The organism is Zoogloea sp., from assembly GCF_023150065.1.
Taxonomy (GTDB): domain Bacteria; phylum Pseudomonadota; class Gammaproteobacteria; order Burkholderiales; family Rhodocyclaceae; genus Zoogloea.
In genome coordinates, this window is record NZ_JAKLLN010000034.1 from 17728 (window position 1) to 32903 (window position 15176).

Genomic DNA, 15176 nt, shown 5'->3' on the forward strand with positions numbered 1-15176 from the left:
ACCACACGTAATAGACCATTCCAGATCGTTCACATATAATTAGCCGCCATACTATATGGCGGCATCAGAATGGAACTGGCACAGAAATACCAAGCACTGCTGCACGAGGCACAACGCAGGCAGCTCCCCGACGTAGCGGGCATCCGGCTGTGTTTCCAAACACTGTCTCTGGCATCGGCCATCGACCGCGACTGTGCCGCGTTGCTGGCGCCGCACAGCCTCTCCGAAGGCCGCTTCGTCCTGCTGTTTTTGCTCGATGCGGCCAGCGAAGGGCTGGCCCCGAATGCCCTGGCCGAACAGGCAGGCGTTACCCGCGCTACCGTCACGGGCCTGCTCGACGGGCTGGAGCGCGAAGCCCTGATCGAGCGCCAGGCCGATGCCAGCGACCGTCGCGCTCTGCACATTCGACTAACCCTCAAGGGCAAGCAAGTGGCCAAACAGGTCTTCGACCAGCACGGCCGCTGGATTGCCGGTTTGTTCGGCAATCTGTCCGCACCAGAACGCCAGCAACTGGCGACCTTGCTCGACAAGGTGGCATTAAACCTCGACGCAACCCAGTCAGGAAGGCCAGAATGAACACGGTAGCGCCCCGTAAGGGCGCAACCCGCGCCGCCGACATTCCCGCCGACGTACTGGCCGCCCTGTCGCGCGGCGAACTGCAAAGCGCCACATTGGCCGAGGGGCTGGCGCTGGACCAGGCCCTGTTGGTGCGCACGGCTTTTCCGCATCTGTCACCGCAAGCCCTGAAAGACATGGATGCCGCCTGCCAGCTTGGCATTCTCAAACGCATGGCCGGCATCGGAGCCACACTGCTGAAGGCACTCGGCAGCAATGGCATCGCGCAATGCCAGGCCCATGCATCAGACACAGTGCGCAGTTGGGCTTGCTTCATGATCGGCGCGCAGCCGGGACTGGATCTGCCAGGCCGACTGACTGCGATTCGGCCATTGGCCGATGACGCGCACTTCGGCGTGCGCGAATGGGCCTGGATGGCCGTGCGACCGCATCTGGCTCAGGAACTGGATGCTGCCATCGCGCATCTGGTGCCCTGGACGCAAGAGCCCTCCGAACGTCTGCGCCGCTTCGCCAGCGAAGCCCTGCGTCCGCGTGGCGTTTGGTGCCCCCACATCACCACACTCAAGCGGCAACCGGAACGGGCGTTGCCCATCCTCTCGCCGCTGCGTGCCGACTCATCGGCCTATGTGCAGGATTCGGTGGCCAACTGGCTCAACGACGCCGCCAAGGATCACCCTGATTGGGTGCAGGAGCTGTGCGCGGAATGGCTGCAAGTCCAGCCCACAACCGCCACCCACCGCATCTGCCAGCGCGCTCTGCGCAACTTGAAATGAAAGAGTACACAGCCGTGCCACATTATCTTGTCGAACTCTATACGCCCAATGCCGCATGGCGCGCCTTGCCCGCCGAAAGCCGTCAGCAGTTTCTGAACGGCATCCAGGCAGCGATGGGAGACCTGTCCAGCCTGGGCGTCGAAGTATTGGCTTTGAGTGAAACGGACGGAGGCATCGACCGCGCCAGCGAACACCGATTCCTAGGCATCTGGCGCCTTCCTGACGCCCACGTCAGAGACGCACTGCTGGCAGGTATTAAGGCCAGTGGCTGGTACACCTATTTCGACCATGTGAATGCTGCCAGCGATGCGGGTGGATTTGCGACTCACTTGGCCTCATTGAAACTCGCCTAAACGATTGATCAACCTACCGTATCGCGCCTCTACGTAGCCCAGCGAATGGCGGTACGGAAGTCATCGTGAAGCAGAAAGGGCCCTCGTCAGAGGGCCGCTTATATAAGGGCTCAGCCCAGAAAGGCTTGGTCCTTCAGCGTTTCCGGGGCCGGAAAGGCTTTCTTGCTGTGGGCGATGCCGAGGTCGAGGAAGAGCTCGCACATCTTGTAGGCCACCACACCCGGGTTGAGGACCGGGACGGGCAGGCGGGAGGCCAGGTAGGCGTGGGACTGGTGCATGGTGGTGGAGCCGAGCACGATGACGTCGGCGCCGTCTTCATGGATGGCCTTGAGGGCGGCCTCTTCGAGTTTGGCGAAGACGATGTCCTCCTTGCCGGTGAGCAGCTCCTGGGTGTCGGGACGCACGTCGATGGCACGGATGGAGGCCACGCGGGATTCCAGGCCGTACTCCTTGAGGGTCTTGCGGTACAGGGGGAACCAGCGCTCCCACATGGTGAGGATGCTGAACTTGTGGCCGAGCATGGCGGCCACGTGGAAGGCGCTCTGGCCCGGTGACAGCACCGGAATGCTGAGCCGGGCCCGCAGCGCGGCGAGGCCCGAATCGCTGACGGTGTTGATGCACACCGCGTCGAAGCCCTCCTCCTCCGCCTGGATGCCGGCCTGGATCACGGCCAGTTCCATGATGGCCATGTCGTAATAGCTGTCGGCCAGGGTGATGGTGTTGCCGGCGCCGACGAAACTCACGTCGATGTCGGGGCGCAGGAATTCCGGCGGCAGCTGGGATTCGACCATCGGCCGGGTGGCCTCGCTCATTGGAACAGGGAAGATCATCTTGACCCGCTTGCCCATGAAAGTTGCTCCTTGTGTTGAGGGGGTTTGAAGGGTTGGGTCAGTTGGCCGACATGCCGCCATCCACCGGAATGAAGCCGCCGGTGACGTAGGAGGATTGCTCGGAGAGCAGCCACAGGACGGTGTTGCTCACCTCATGGGGCTGGCCGATGCGGTGCATGGGCACGCCGTCGTCGTACATGTGGTCGTCGCCGCCGGTCACCCGGTCGTAGCTGGCGGTCTTGATGGGGCCGGGGCACACGGCATTCACCCGGATGCCCTTGCGGGCGTAGTCCAGGGCGGCGGCCCGGGTGGCGCCGATGATGCCGTGCTTGGCGGCCACGTAATAGGCCAGGCGCGGCATGGCCTTGAGGCCGAAGATGGAGCTGTTGTTGACGATGCTGCCCCCGCCGCTGGCGAGCATGGCCTCGGCTTCGTACTTCATCATGTACAGCATGCCCTTGAGGTTGATGTCGATGACGTCCGAAATGTCGGCATCGGGCGTTTCGTGGATGTCGCAGAACTCGCGCTGCAGGCCGGCGTTGTTGAAAGCCCCGTCAAGGCGGCCGAAGTGTTCGAGGGCACAGGCCACCAGCGCGGCGCAGTCGGCCGGCCGGGCGACATCCGTCTGCCTGAACACGGCCTGAGCACCGGCGGCGCGGAGTTCGGCGGCGATGGCCTCGCCCTCCACCGGGTTGCGGTTGCCCAGCACGACGCGGGCGCCCTGTGCGGCCAGCGCCCGGCAACTATCGCGGCCCATGCCGCTGCCGCCACCGGTGACGATGTAAACCTTGCCTTGCAGATCGGGGTAGTGGCTCAAGGGTGTGACTCCTGTCGGGGGTTAAAGGCGGGCGGGCGAGATCCGCCCGAGCACGTTCTCCAGGGCGATGCCGATGGCCAGCAGGCGGCGGTCGTCGCCGGCATGGCCGTCCAGCTCGAGGCCCACCGGCAGGCCGGTGGTGGCGCCTATCCCCACGGGCAGCTGGATGCCCGGCAGGCCGGCGCTGGCGGAGGGTTCGGTGTTCTGGATGAGCAGGGAGAAGTTCTGCGGCTCGCTCACGTCGGGCCGGGCCAGGGGCGCCACGATGGGCGTGGTGGGGAAGACGAAGGCGTCCAGCCGGTGACGGGCGAAGAGGGCCTTGTAGTGGTCACGCAGGGCCGGCCGGCCGGTGTTCTGGGCGTGGGCATAGAGCGGTGCCGAATCGACGATGTTGCCCTCGGCATCCAGCGCCTTGCGGGGCAGCACGAAGGTGTCGTAGATGCCGGCTACGTCCGGGCTGGCGATGCCGGCGCGGAGCTGCTCGATGGAGATGCCGGGGCCCTGGGTGGCCAGGTAATCCACCATGTCGGGATAGGCCTCGTGGAAAACCACCGGAAAGCCCACGGCATTGTTGAGGGCCATGATCTCGGTGTCGTCCACGTCCACGAAGGTCACACCGACGCCTTCCAGCGCGCGCCGGACGGTGGCCATGACGGGGGCGACATCCTCATCCATGTTGGCCCAGAAGTCCGGCACCACGCCCAGGCGCAGGGTGTTCAGCTGCACCGGCGGCAGGGCCTGCTGGCCGGTGATGAGACCGTCCAGCAGGGCCACGTCGGCCATGCACAGGGCCATGGGGCCTGCCGTGTCGCGGCTGCTGGCGATGGGGGCGATGCCCTCCGACGGGTAGCGCCGGGCGCTGGGGCGCAGGGAGCTGCAGCCATTGAGGGCCGGCGGAATGCGCATGGAGCCACCGGTGTCGGTGCCCAGGGCCGCCGGCGCCATCCGCGCCCCCAGAGCCGCGGCGCTGCCCGATGAGGAGCCGCCGGCGATGCGCGCCGGGTCGTAGGGGTTGCGCACCCCCACCACCCCGGGCACGTGAAACGCGGCGTTGTAGCCGGTGCCGCCAAAGGCCAGCTCGTGCATGTTGGTCTTGCCGAGGATGATGGCCCCCGCGTCGCGCAGGGCGCGCACCACCGGGGCATCCTCGGCGGGCACGAAGCCGGCCAGGGCCGGGGTGCCGGAGGTGGCCGGCAGGCCCGCCACGTGGATGTTGTCCTTCACCACCACGGGGATGCCGGCCAGCGGCCCGAGGGCCTGGCCGGCGCGCCGGGCTGCGTCCACCGCGCGGGCCGCGGCCAGGGCGCCCTCCGCGTCCAGGGTGATGAAGATGTTGAGGCCGGCGTGGGCGCTGGCCCGTTCGAGATAGGCCGACACCAGGGCTTCGCTGCTCAGGCTGCCGTCCGCCAGGTGGCGCTGGGCGTCGGCGAGGGTCAGGTGGTCGATGACGAGGGAGACGGGGGGGGACATGGGATTCATCCTTCTAACGGGTATTGGGTTCGCGGAGAGGTCGGAGGTCAGCAGGCCGGGTGGGCGCGGTGCCAGTCAGTGACCCGCTGCAGGGCCACGCCGGCCCCCAGCAGGGTCTGCTCGCCTCCCTTGCGGGCGACCAGCTGGAAGCCGATGGGCAGCCCCTCGGGGGTGTGGCCGCAAGGCAGGCTCAGGGCCGGGTGACCGGAGATGTTGAAGGGCGCGGTGAACTGGATGAGGCGCTGGTTGGCCTCGGGGTCGGCGGCAAGGGCGCCGAGCTGCTCGTGGGTGGGCGCGGCGATGGGCTGGACCGGGACGAGGAGCAGGTCGATGCTCTCCAGCAGCGTGTTGACCCGGCCGGTGAAGGCCGCGGCCGACAGCAGCAGGCGCTGGTAGGCGGAGCCATCCAGGCTGCGCCCCACGTCAATCAGCCGGCTGAGGGCGGGGCCATAGTCGGCCGCCCGGGCCGGATAGCTGCCGGCATGGGCGACGGCGGTCTGGACGCCGCACTGGGCCTCCCACTGGCCGGCGATGGGCCAGGCGTCGGGAAAACGCAGCTCGCGGACGTCCGCCCCCAGGCCACGCAGGGTTGCCAGCACGTTCTCCAGGGCCCGCTGGGTGGCGTCATCGGTGCCGTTGGAGTTCCAGTAGGGGTCGATGCCGACGGTGAGGCCCTTGAGGGCCACGGCCCGCACGCGGCCCCGGGGGGCGGGGCTGTCCGAGGTCGGGTCGAGGGGGTCGTGCCCTTCGATGGCGTTGAACAGGATGCGGACGTCGGCGGCGCTGCGGGCGATGGGGCCCACATGGTCGAGGAAAGCCGCCAGCTCGAAGGTGCCGTGGCGGCTGACCCGGCCCCAGGTCGGCTTGAGCCCGGTGAGCCCGTTGGCGGCGCAGGGAAAGCGGATCGAGCCCCCCGTGTCGGTGCCCAGGGAGGCGCAGCACAGGCCGGCTGCGGTGGCCACGCCGGAGCCGCTGGAGGACGCCCCGGTCCAGTGATCGGCACCCCAGGGGTTCACCGGCGGGGCGATGGCGGGGTGATGGGTGGCGAAGGCGCCCTCGGTCATCTGCAGCTTGCCGAGGATGATGGCGCCGGCCTCCCGCAGGCGGCGCACCACCGTGGAATCCTCCGCCGGCACGAAATCCCCATGCACGGTGGTGCCGGCCGCCGTCACCACGCCCTTGGTCCAGAACAGGTCCTTCACCGCCAGGGGAATGCCGTGCAGGGGGCCGAGGTAATCGCCCCGGCGGATGCGGGCCTCGGCGACGCGGGCGGCGGCCCGGGCCTCCTCTGCAGTGACCCGGGCGTAGGCATGCAGACGGGGGTCGAGGGCTTCGATCCGCGCCAGCAGGGCGTCGGTCAGCTCAAGCGGTGACAGCTTGCCGGCCTTCAGCAACGGGGCAAGGCGGGAGATCTCCTGGTAATGCAGTTTGCGGGCAGCCATCACTGTTCTTCCCGCTGCCTTACAGGCCGAGTTCCCGACGCGTGCGCGTGAGGGTGTCGATGACCACGTACATGATCTTGTGGGCGCAGGGGATGAGGTCGGGCACATAGGTGGCGCCCATGCCGCCCAGGCCTTCGGCGGTGGGCAGCGGCGGGTTGGGCGCCGGCCAGGGCCAGCCGATGCGCACGGTGGGCACGCCGTAGCGGCGCAGGGCGGTACCGTCGGTCTGCCCGCCGAGCAGGTCGGGCGTGCCGTGGGGGCGCTGCTCGATGTGCTCCCAGCCGCGCTTGGCCGAGCGCACGATCCAGTTGTCGGCGTCGGTGGTGCCGCCAGGCACCGAACCGTACATCTCCCAGTCGAGGACCAGTTCCGGGTGACGCTGGTGCAGCCCGGCCACGAAGTCGGCGAACTGGGATTTCACCTCCGCCGGCGAGGTGCGCGGGTTGATGCGCACGTCGAAGAAGATCTCGGTGATGGCCGACGGAAAGGCCGGGCGCTCCGGGTCGCCCGAGCGCACGCCGGCAATCCAGCCGTGGGGTTTGACCACCCCGGAGGTGTTGCGCTCGGCGTAGTCCAGCAGCCAGGCCTGCAATTCCTGGATCACCGTGGCGGCGGGCACCACCGAGCTGCGGAAGGCCGGCAGGTCATGGGGAACGCCGGCGTAGCCGAGGGTGCCGTGCACCCGGAGCTTGAACCAGCCCATGCCGGGCTCTTCGTGATAGACCCAGTTCCAGGGTTTCATGATCACCGCGTAGTCGGCAGCGGCGCCCCGGTTAAGCAGATGCAGCACGCCATTGGACATGCCCCCGTGGTTGCGGGCGGAGATGTCCACCGGCATGCCGCCATCGGCCATGCCCACCAGCAGGTCACCGATGATGGGCACCTCGGCCTCGATCAGGGCGGTGGCGATCTCGGTGAGGGTGGCCACCATGGCCTTGGGGTTGGAGGCCCCCAGTCCGAACACCCAGTCGTCGAGGGACTGGGCCCGGGGCTGCATGTCGGCCTCGCCGCGGGCGCCGGTCCATTCGCTCTCGGCCTCGGTGAGGTCGAGGTGGGTGTCGATGGGGGCATAGAGCATCAGGCTGGCGCCACCGCCGCTGCCGCGCAGCTCGGCCAGCACGTTACCGCTGGTGTCGGTCATGGGCTGATAGCGGGCCTGCAGGCCTACCCCGGCCAGATGCCGGGCCATGAACTCGCTGGCGGCCCGGGCGGCGCCGGTGGGGCTGTGGATGTCGACGATGGAGAACAGCAGCTGCTGCAGGCGCTGCGGATCGATCCTGCTGCAGGCCTTCTCGTACCAGGCCTGCTGTTCGGCGCTGAAGGCCGGGGTGACGGGGGTGCTCATCGGGGGTTCTCCGTTCAGTTGCTGGCGACGAACTGCTCGCTGTAGATGTGTTCCGGGGGGACGCCCAGCTCGATCAGGCGACGGGTGGCGGCGTCGATCATCGGCTGGGGGCCGCACAGGTAGGCGACGGTATCGGGCCCGGTGACATCCCCTTCCCGCAGGGCGGCAACCGGGCTGCCGGACAGCAGCGCGCCCTCCGCGCCGCGATCAACAGTGATGCGGGTTTCCAGGGACGGCAGCCATTGCCGGCGCAGCTCCAGCTCATCCAGGCAGAACAGGGCGTCCGGCGTGGCGCAGCCGAAGTTGAGGAGCATCTGCGGCTTGCGCCCGCCCCACTGGCGGATGCCGTCGATCATCGACAGGATCGGGGCCAGCCCGGTACCCCCGGCGATGAAGATGTGCTTGGCGCGGCGGTGCTCTTCGCGCAGGAAGAAGGCGCCATAGGGCCCCTTCACCTTGACCACATCATCCGGCCGCGCGCCCTCCTGGAGCCAGGTGGACATCGCCCCGGCCGGCAGCAGGCGGACCAGCAGCGACAGCCGGGGCAGATCGGCGGCAATGCTCGACGGGGAATAGCTGCGCAGGGCTTCGACGCCGGGCACCTCGATCTGCAGATACTGGCCGGGGCGGAAATCCAGCCAATCCCCTTCGGCCAGTTCCAGGTTCAGGCGGATCACGTTGGCCGCGAGGCGATCAACGCTGTCCACAAAAGCATGGGCCGTCACCGGCGTGACCTGCCCGGCGGTGCTGGTGTAGGGCAGCTCGAAGACACAGTCGGACTGGGCCCGGGTGACGCACAGCAGGCGCTGGCCGGCCGCGTACTCGCTGCTCAGGAGGCTGGCCGTGGCGCCCGGTCGGGTGATGGCGTCGCCCTCGCAGAGGGTGGCGATGCAGCTCGAGCAGCTCCCCGAATGGCACTGGTGGATCAGGGGAGCGCCGGCCTGCAGCGCGACATCGAGAACCGAGCGACCGACTTCCGTCTGGACCGAATGGGTGGCGCCGTCGGCGAAGCGCAGCGTGACTTGGTGCGTTTGATCGTTCATGAGGCTTGATTCCATGGCTTGCATTCACACTCGTGGAGCGCTCGAAGGGCAGCGCGTGGTGTGCATCCTATGAATCAGGCCGAAAGACGTCGCTCCAAATTAGGTAAGGGCTTATCCCGGAAGTGCAGCTTTCAGAGGGTGCCGAAACATCAGGACATATCGATTTACAGAAACCCGCTAGAGAAATAGAGAAAGCCGCCAGAAAACGAATTGGCTTATTCGACCAGGCTTTGCAGCGCTATACGAAAAGTGCACCGACTATCCACAGAGTGCACTTTTATTGCACTGAAGGCGGTGCGCGAACGGGGGATTCCGGCACGGTGTTTGCCTAGGAAAATCAGGCACTAAGACCGCGCAGGCCGATTTACCAGGCTTTCTCCAGAAAATGTTCCGACAGAGGATACGGCGATGCACCAGATTGAAGAATTGCTGCACTGCAAGAGTGCTTTTTGGCCCGGACAATGTTCAAATTTCGGCGCACGGGACATTAGAAGAAAGTTCCCGGACAACGCCACCCGTCATTCAGGAAGTCGATACAGACCCGACGCGTGTCGAAAAATTCCAATAAAAACAAGCAAGCAGACGAAATGTTCCAACGGAGGAGACTGAAATGGAACTTATTGGTCATAAAGCGGAGCCGGCATCGGTTCCGGTAATGGTCGGGGCGGATCTCTTTCAAACCCAGGACGTGGAAGAGGCACGCCAGTGGGGAGTCCGGACTTTCTGCGAGAACCGGCTGAAAAAGGTGGACGGCTTGCGCCCCATCAACGCCCGCATGCACCTGCGCAAGGTGCGGGGCGTGGGCTTCGGACGCATCACCTACGGCGGCGCCGTGGATATCGACCCCGGCTGTCTGGATTCCTTCTACCTCGTGCAGGTGCCCCTGAGCGGGCGCGAGCTGATCGACACCGGCGGGCAGACCGTGTGTTCGGCGGGCAAGGTGGGCTCTGTGATCAATGCCATCGGCGCCTCCCTGATCCGCCACGAAGCCAATACCGAAAAGCTCATCGTCCGCGTCGAGCGGGATGTCCTGGAGCGCAACTGCATCCAGCACCTCGGCCATGCCCTGCGCCAGCCCATCGGCTTTCAGCCGTCGATCACCCTCGACGGCGCCGCCGGCAACCGCTGGACCAGCCTGCTGCGCTGGATCTACGAATCCCTCGCCCTGGACGAACAGTGCTTCGATTCACCCATGATGTCGGCCCAGGTGGAGCAGACCGTCATCGCCACCCTGCTCACCTGTCAGCCCCACAATTACACCGAAGAGCTGAACGGCGAGGAGCGCTCCATCGCCCCCGCCTTCGTCAAGCGCATCGAACGCTATATCGAGGACAACGCCGACCAGCCGATCACCATCATCGATCTGGCCGAGCACGCCGGCGTCAGCAGCCGCTCCATCTTCAATGGCTTCCGCCGCTTCCGGAACACCTCGCCGATGCTGTACCTGAAAGAGGTCCGCATGCGCAGGGTCAATGAAGAACTCAAGCGCCTCACCCCCGCCGACACGACGGTCACCGCCGTCGCCTATCACTGGGGCTTCACCCACCTGGGTCATTTCACCACCGATTACAAACGCCGCTTTTGCGAAAGCCCCTCGCAGACGTTGGCACGATAGAAACCGGGCGGGCTTTCCGGCTGCACCCCAAATGCCCGGAAAGCCCGTGGAAAAAGAAGCCGCATTTCCGCTCCCCGCTGACACCCCCGAAATAGCCTTTTCATTTGTGCACTAAGGGGATAGCCCGAGCAGTAGGTGGAGCGTCGAATAAGGACCGACTCAATACCATGTCTCCCAGATTCACCACGACCTCATTCAATCTGTAATCGGGAGATCAAGATGTCGGAGCAACCCATCATTCGCCGGCGCATCCAGAAGCCGAATGGCATCAGCGAGGAGCGCGTCAACAACCAGAAGACCCAAAGCCAGTATCAACCCTACAAGGATGCGGCCTGGGGATTCATCAACCACTGGTATCCCGCGCTCTTCAGCAACGAACTCCCCGAGGACGAGATCCAGGGCATCCAGATCTGTGGTGTCCCCATCGTGCTGCGGCGTGCGGAAGGAAAAGTGTATGCACTCAAGGATCAATGCGTGCACCGTGGCGTGCGCATGTCCGAAAAGAAGATGTGCTTCAACAAGCAGACCATCTCCTGCTGGTACCACGGTTTCACCTTCGACCTGAAGGACGGCAAGCTCTCCACCATCGTTGCCAACCCCAATGACAAGCTGGTGGGCACCACCGGGGTGACGACCTACCCGGTGCATGAAGTGGCCGGCATGATCTTTGTCTTCGTGCGCGAGGACGGCTACCCGGACGAAGACGTTCCGCCGCTCGCCCAGGATCTGCCCTTCCGCTTCCCGGAGAACAGCGAGCGCTTCGCTCACCCCCTGTGGCCGGCCTCACCCAGCGTGCTGGATGAAGACGCAATCGCCCTTGGCATGCACCGTACCGGCTACGGCAACTGGCGCATTGCCTGCGAGAACGGTTTCGATAACGCCCATATCCTGGTGCACAAGGACAACACCATCGTGCATGCGATGGAGTGGGTTCTGCCACTGGGCATTCTGCCTGCGGGTGATGATTGCATCGAAGTCGTGGAAGACGCAGACGGGCCGAAGGGCATGATGCAATGGTTGTTCACCGACAAGTGGACCCCGGTGATGGAGAACCCGGCACTGGGCCTCAAGGTCGAGGGCTTGAAGGGCCGCTTCTACCGCACCTCGGTCGTGTTGCCGGGCGTGCTGATGGTAGAGAACTGGCCGGGTGAGCACATCGTGCAGTACGAATGGTACGTACCGATCACCGACGACTTGCACGAGTACTGGGAAGTGCTGGTGAAGGTGTGCCCGACGGAGAAGGAGCAGACCGACTTCCAGTACAAGTTCGATCGGGTCTACAAGCCCCTGTGCCTGCATGGCTTCAACGACTGCGATCTGTATGCGCGCGAGGCCATGCAGAACTTCTACGCCGACGGCTCCGGCTGGGACGACGAGCAACTCGTCGCCACCGACATTTCCCCCATCACCTGGCGCAAGCTCGCATCGCGCTGGAACCGCGGCATCGCCAAGCCCGGGCGGGGTGTGAACGGCGCGACCAAGAACTCGGCCATCCGCTTCCGCGAAACCGCCGAGGGCAAGCCGCCGCGCTACAAGGTCGACAAGGTCGATTTCTGACACTTCCCCCCGGGACACCTCCCGGGGCAGGTCATCGACCGGAGCGGCCGCCAGCCTGGCATGGGCTCGGACGGCCGGCCACGCCTCCCCGCAACGGGGGCCTGACACCCACGTTCACACAGGATTCCAGCACCTATGCAGCAGAACCCGGAAATCTCACTTTCCATCGACATCGATGGCATAAAGACGAATTACCACGACCTGGGCGAAGGCCGCCCGGTGCTCATGATCCACGGCTCCGGCCCGGGCGTGAGCGGCTTTGTGAACTGGCGCCTGGCCATGCCCGAGCTGGCCAGGAGCTGCCGGGTGATCGTGCCCGACATGCTCGGCTTCGGCTACAGCGACCGGGCCCCGGACGGGCACTACTCGGCGGAACGCTGGGTCGCCCAGGCGGTGGGCCTGCTGGACGCCCTCGGCATTACCCAGACCGACATCGTCGGCAACTCCTTTGGCGGGGCACTGGCCCTGATGCTGGCCATCCAGCACCCCCAGCGCGTCCGCCGGCTGGTGCTGATGGGCGCCGCGGGGGTGGATTTCGAACTCACCCCCGGCCTGGATGCGGTGTGGGGCTATACGCCCTCCATGGACAACATGCGCGCCATCATGGACATCTTTGCCTTCGACCGCTCACGCATCACCGAAGACATCGTGCGCTCCCGCTACGAGGCCAGCATCCAGCCCGGCGCCCAGGAAGCCTTCTCGGCCATGTTCCCGGCCCCCCGGCAGCGCTGGGTTGCCGCCCTGGCCAGCCCCGAGGCAGCCATCCGCACCATCCCCCATGAAACGCTGATCGTCCACGGCCGGGAGGACAAGGTCATCCCCCTTTCCAACTCCCAGCGCCTGTGCGAGCTGATCCCCCGCGCCCAGCTGCACGTGTATGGCCGCTGCGGCCACTGGACGCAGATCGAACACGCCGGGCGCTTTGCACGCCTGGTTCGCGACTTCCTGACCGAATAAGGCCCTTGACCGCCACATTAAGTGGCCTCGGGTGACGAGGACTGACAAATGGAAAAAAATGACATCAAGGGCCGCTGGTACATCCAGTCGTGGACCCAGGAATACGACGACGGCCGCGTCGTCCATCCCTTTGGCGACAAGGTCGAGGGCTTCATCGAGTACGGGGACGACACCATGTTCTGCCTCGTCACCAAGTCGCCCCGCACGCCCTTCACCACTGGCGGCCAGTGGGACGCCAGCGACGCCGACAAGGCCAGCGCCTACAACGAATACCTCTCCTACGCCGGCGCCTACTCCCTGGAAGACGGGCATGTGACCCACCACGTGGAGCTGTCCATCTTTCCGAACTGGCAGGGTGGCAAGCAGCGCCGCAAGATCGTCCAGGGCAGCAACGGCGAGCTGATGCTGGTTGCCCGCCTCGAGGAAGGCACCCCCGAAGCCCGCACTGCCAGGCTGACCTGGCGCCGCACCCGCTGAGGAGGCCCCGCCATGAGTCTGGTAAAACGCCTGGCCTACGTGGAGATCGAAGCCAGCGACCTGGAGCGCTGGACGGTCTTCGGCCGTGATGTGTTTGGCTGCGAGCTGGCGGAAGGCAGCACTGCCGACTGCCTGAAGCTGCGCATCGACGCCCGCCCCTGGCGCATCCTGGTGTCCCGCGGCGAGCGGGACGACCTGAAGGTGATCGGGCTGGAGGTGGCCGACCGGGCCAGCCTGCAGACGGTGTGTGCCCGGCTCGAAGGTGCCGGGCACCCCTTCCGCATCGCCACCGCGGAGGAATGCGCCGCCCGCAACGTATATGAGATGTGCCTGCTCACCGACCCCTCGGGCATCGAGGTGGAGGTGTCCTACGGCGCCCTGCAGCAACCCCAGCGCCCCTTCTGCGCGGGGGTGGGGCACGGCGGCTTCATCACCGGCGACCAGGGCCTCGGGCACCTCATGCTGGTGGTGGACGACCCCCGCCGGGTGCAGCAGTTCTACAGCGACATCATGGGTTTCGTCACCAGCGACTATGTGTCCACCAAGAACTACGGTGGCCTCGCCGGGGACTTCATCTTCATGCGCTGCAACCCCCGGCATCACACCCTGGCCTTCGGCCGCCTGCCCATCCCCCGCCGCCTCGGGCACCTGATGCTGCAGGTCAATCGCATCGACGACGTGGGGCTGACCCTCGACCGGGTACACGCCCAGGGCTTCCGCCAGACCCGCTCCATCGGCCGGCACGTGAACGACAACATGTTCTCCTTCTACGTGGAGTCCCCGTCGAAGCTGCAGTTCGAATGCGGCTGGGGCGGGCTCGAGGTGGCCCCGGACGACACCGACATCAAGCTCTTCGACGTCACCAGCGTCTGGGGCCACAAGCACCTGTGAGCACATCCGACGGAGACATCATGAATGCAGCAACAGGCCTCCCGGGCGGACTGACGGACGCCCTGGCCGACACGCTTTACCGCGCCCTGCGTGAGGGCAGCACCGTCAGCCCGCTGACCGAGGACCACCCGGGGCTGAGCATCGAGGACGCCTACGCCATCCAGCAAAGGCTGCTGGCCCTGCGCGTCCGCGACGGTGAAAAGATCATCGGCAAGAAGATCGGCGTGACCTCCCGGGCCGTCATGGACATGCTCGGCGTGGCCCAGCCGGACTTCGGGCTGCTCACCGATGCCATGGTCTACAGCAGCGGCGACGCTATCCCCATGAGCAGGCTGATCCAGCCCAAGGCCGAAGGCGAGATCGCCTTCGTGCTCAAGCACGACCTGATGGGCCCCGGCGTGACCGCAGCCGACGTGCTGCGCGCCACCGAAGGGGTAATGGCCTGCTTCGAGATCGTGGACAGCCGCATCAAGGACTGGAAGATCCGCATCCAGGACACCGTGGCCGACAACGCCTCCTGCGGCATCTTCGTGCTGGGCTCGTCCCTGGTGGATGCCCGCAGCCTGGACCTGGTCACCTGCGGCATGGTGCTCGAGAAGAATGGCGAGGTGGCCGTCACCGGCGCCGGGGCCGCGACGATGAACTCGCCGGTGAACGCCGTGGTATGGCTGGCGAACACCCTCGGCCGTCTCGGCATGGGCCTCAAGGCGGGCGAGATCGTGCTCTCGGGCGCCCTGGGCGCCATGGTTCCGGTCAAGGCCGGCGACAACCTGCGCATGACGATCAGCGGCATTGGCAGCTGCGCCGTGCGTTTTACCTGAGGGCTGGCGCGCCCACGATTGCAGCTGCGCGGTTCCCGTACGCCTCCCCAACCTCCCTGGACGGGGACCGCGCGGTCTGCACCAGGACATTTTTGGCGGACAGCTCCGCCCCCCTCGCAAGAGAGAATTGCCATGACCCAAAAAATCAAATGCGCCCTGATCGGCCCCGGCAACATCGGGACCGACCTCTTGGCCAAACTGCAGCGCAG

Annotated in this window: 15 protein-coding genes; 9 read left to right on the top strand and 6 right to left on the bottom strand. The window is 66.0% G+C overall.

Going from position 1 to position 15176, the window contains the following annotated elements; genetic code table 11:
* Nucleotides 1-69: 69 nt before the first annotated feature.
* From L6Q67_RS22420 to L6Q67_RS22430, 3 genes are read left to right on the top strand one after another with little or no spacing between them, the layout of a single operon-like run.
* Complete coding sequence (locus tag L6Q67_RS22420; RefSeq protein WP_296575305.1) at nt 70-576, top strand: MarR family winged helix-turn-helix transcriptional regulator; 507 nt, start codon at nt 70-72, stop codon at nt 574-576.
* Nucleotides 573-1349, top strand: coding sequence for a DNA alkylation repair protein (locus L6Q67_RS22425; protein WP_296575308.1), 777 nt, complete (start codon nt 573-575; stop codon nt 1347-1349). Before L6Q67_RS22420 ends, L6Q67_RS22425 begins: the two co-directional genes overlap by 4 nt.
* Nucleotides 1346-1702 (top strand): DUF6616 family protein, encoded by a 357-nt coding sequence (locus L6Q67_RS22430; RefSeq protein ID WP_296575313.1) that lies wholly within the window; start codon nt 1346-1348, stop codon nt 1700-1702. Before L6Q67_RS22425 ends, L6Q67_RS22430 begins: the two co-directional genes overlap by 4 nt.
* 110 nt (nt 1703-1812) lie before the next feature.
* Here L6Q67_RS22430 and L6Q67_RS22435 read toward each other — a convergent pair whose 3' ends face one another.
* The 6 genes from L6Q67_RS22435 to L6Q67_RS22460 are packed head-to-tail and all read right to left on the bottom strand — an operon-like array spanning nt 1813 to nt 8649.
* On the bottom strand, nt 1813-2550 hold the full coding sequence (locus tag L6Q67_RS22435; RefSeq protein ID WP_296575316.1) for an aspartate/glutamate racemase family protein: 738 nt from the start codon (nt 2548-2550) through the stop codon (nt 1813-1815).
* A 40-nt stretch (nt 2551-2590) separates the two neighbouring features.
* Complete coding sequence (locus L6Q67_RS22440) at nt 2591-3349, bottom strand: SDR family NAD(P)-dependent oxidoreductase (protein WP_296575319.1); 759 nt, start codon at nt 3347-3349, stop codon at nt 2591-2593.
* 21 nt (nt 3350-3370) lie between these two features.
* The gene (iaaH, locus tag L6Q67_RS22445; protein ID WP_296575322.1) at nt 3371-4819 is read right to left on the bottom strand and encodes an indoleacetamide hydrolase; all 1449 of its coding nucleotides are present in this window, start codon (nt 4817-4819) and stop codon (nt 3371-3373) included.
* A gap of 47 nt (nt 4820-4866) precedes the next feature.
* On the bottom strand, nt 4867-6261 hold the full coding sequence (locus L6Q67_RS22450) for an amidase (protein WP_296575324.1): 1395 nt from the start codon (nt 6259-6261) through the stop codon (nt 4867-4869).
* A 19-nt stretch (nt 6262-6280) separates the two neighbouring features.
* Entirely contained in the window at nt 6281-7606 is a 1326-nt protein-coding gene (locus L6Q67_RS22455) for an acetylornithine deacetylase (RefSeq protein WP_296575326.1), read from the bottom strand.
* A gap of 14 nt (nt 7607-7620) precedes the next feature.
* Nucleotides 7621-8649, bottom strand: a complete 1029-nt coding sequence (locus L6Q67_RS22460) for a 2Fe-2S iron-sulfur cluster binding domain-containing protein (RefSeq protein WP_296575329.1) — start codon at nt 8647-8649, stop codon at nt 7621-7623.
* 610 nt (nt 8650-9259) lie between these two features.
* On the opposite strand from L6Q67_RS22460, the gene L6Q67_RS22465 reads away from it, so the two are divergent.
* The 6 genes from L6Q67_RS22465 (at nt 9260) to dmpE (ending at nt 14967) form a co-directional block, all read left to right on the top strand.
* The gene (locus L6Q67_RS22465; RefSeq protein ID WP_296575332.1) at nt 9260-10264 is read left to right on the top strand and encodes an AraC family transcriptional regulator; all 1005 of its coding nucleotides are present in this window, start codon (nt 9260-9262) and stop codon (nt 10262-10264) included.
* A gap of 219 nt (nt 10265-10483) precedes the next feature.
* The gene (locus L6Q67_RS22470; RefSeq protein ID WP_296575335.1) at nt 10484-11821 is read left to right on the top strand and encodes a Rieske 2Fe-2S domain-containing protein; all 1338 of its coding nucleotides are present in this window, start codon (nt 10484-10486) and stop codon (nt 11819-11821) included.
* A 135-nt stretch (nt 11822-11956) separates the two neighbouring features.
* Nucleotides 11957-12778, top strand: a complete 822-nt coding sequence (locus tag L6Q67_RS22475) for an alpha/beta hydrolase (protein WP_296575338.1) — start codon at nt 11957-11959, stop codon at nt 12776-12778.
* A gap of 48 nt (nt 12779-12826) precedes the next feature.
* Nucleotides 12827-13255 (top strand): lipocalin-like domain-containing protein, encoded by a 429-nt coding sequence (locus L6Q67_RS22480; protein ID WP_296575342.1) that lies wholly within the window; start codon nt 12827-12829, stop codon nt 13253-13255.
* 12 nt (nt 13256-13267) lie between these two features.
* Nucleotides 13268-14146, top strand: a complete 879-nt coding sequence (locus L6Q67_RS22485) for a VOC family protein (RefSeq protein ID WP_296575345.1) — start codon at nt 13268-13270, stop codon at nt 14144-14146.
* Between the two features lie 20 nt (nt 14147-14166).
* Nucleotides 14167-14967 (top strand): 2-oxopent-4-enoate hydratase, encoded by an 801-nt coding sequence (gene dmpE, locus L6Q67_RS22490; protein ID WP_296575348.1) that lies wholly within the window; start codon nt 14167-14169, stop codon nt 14965-14967.
* The last annotated feature ends 209 nt before the right edge of the window (nt 14968-15176 follow it).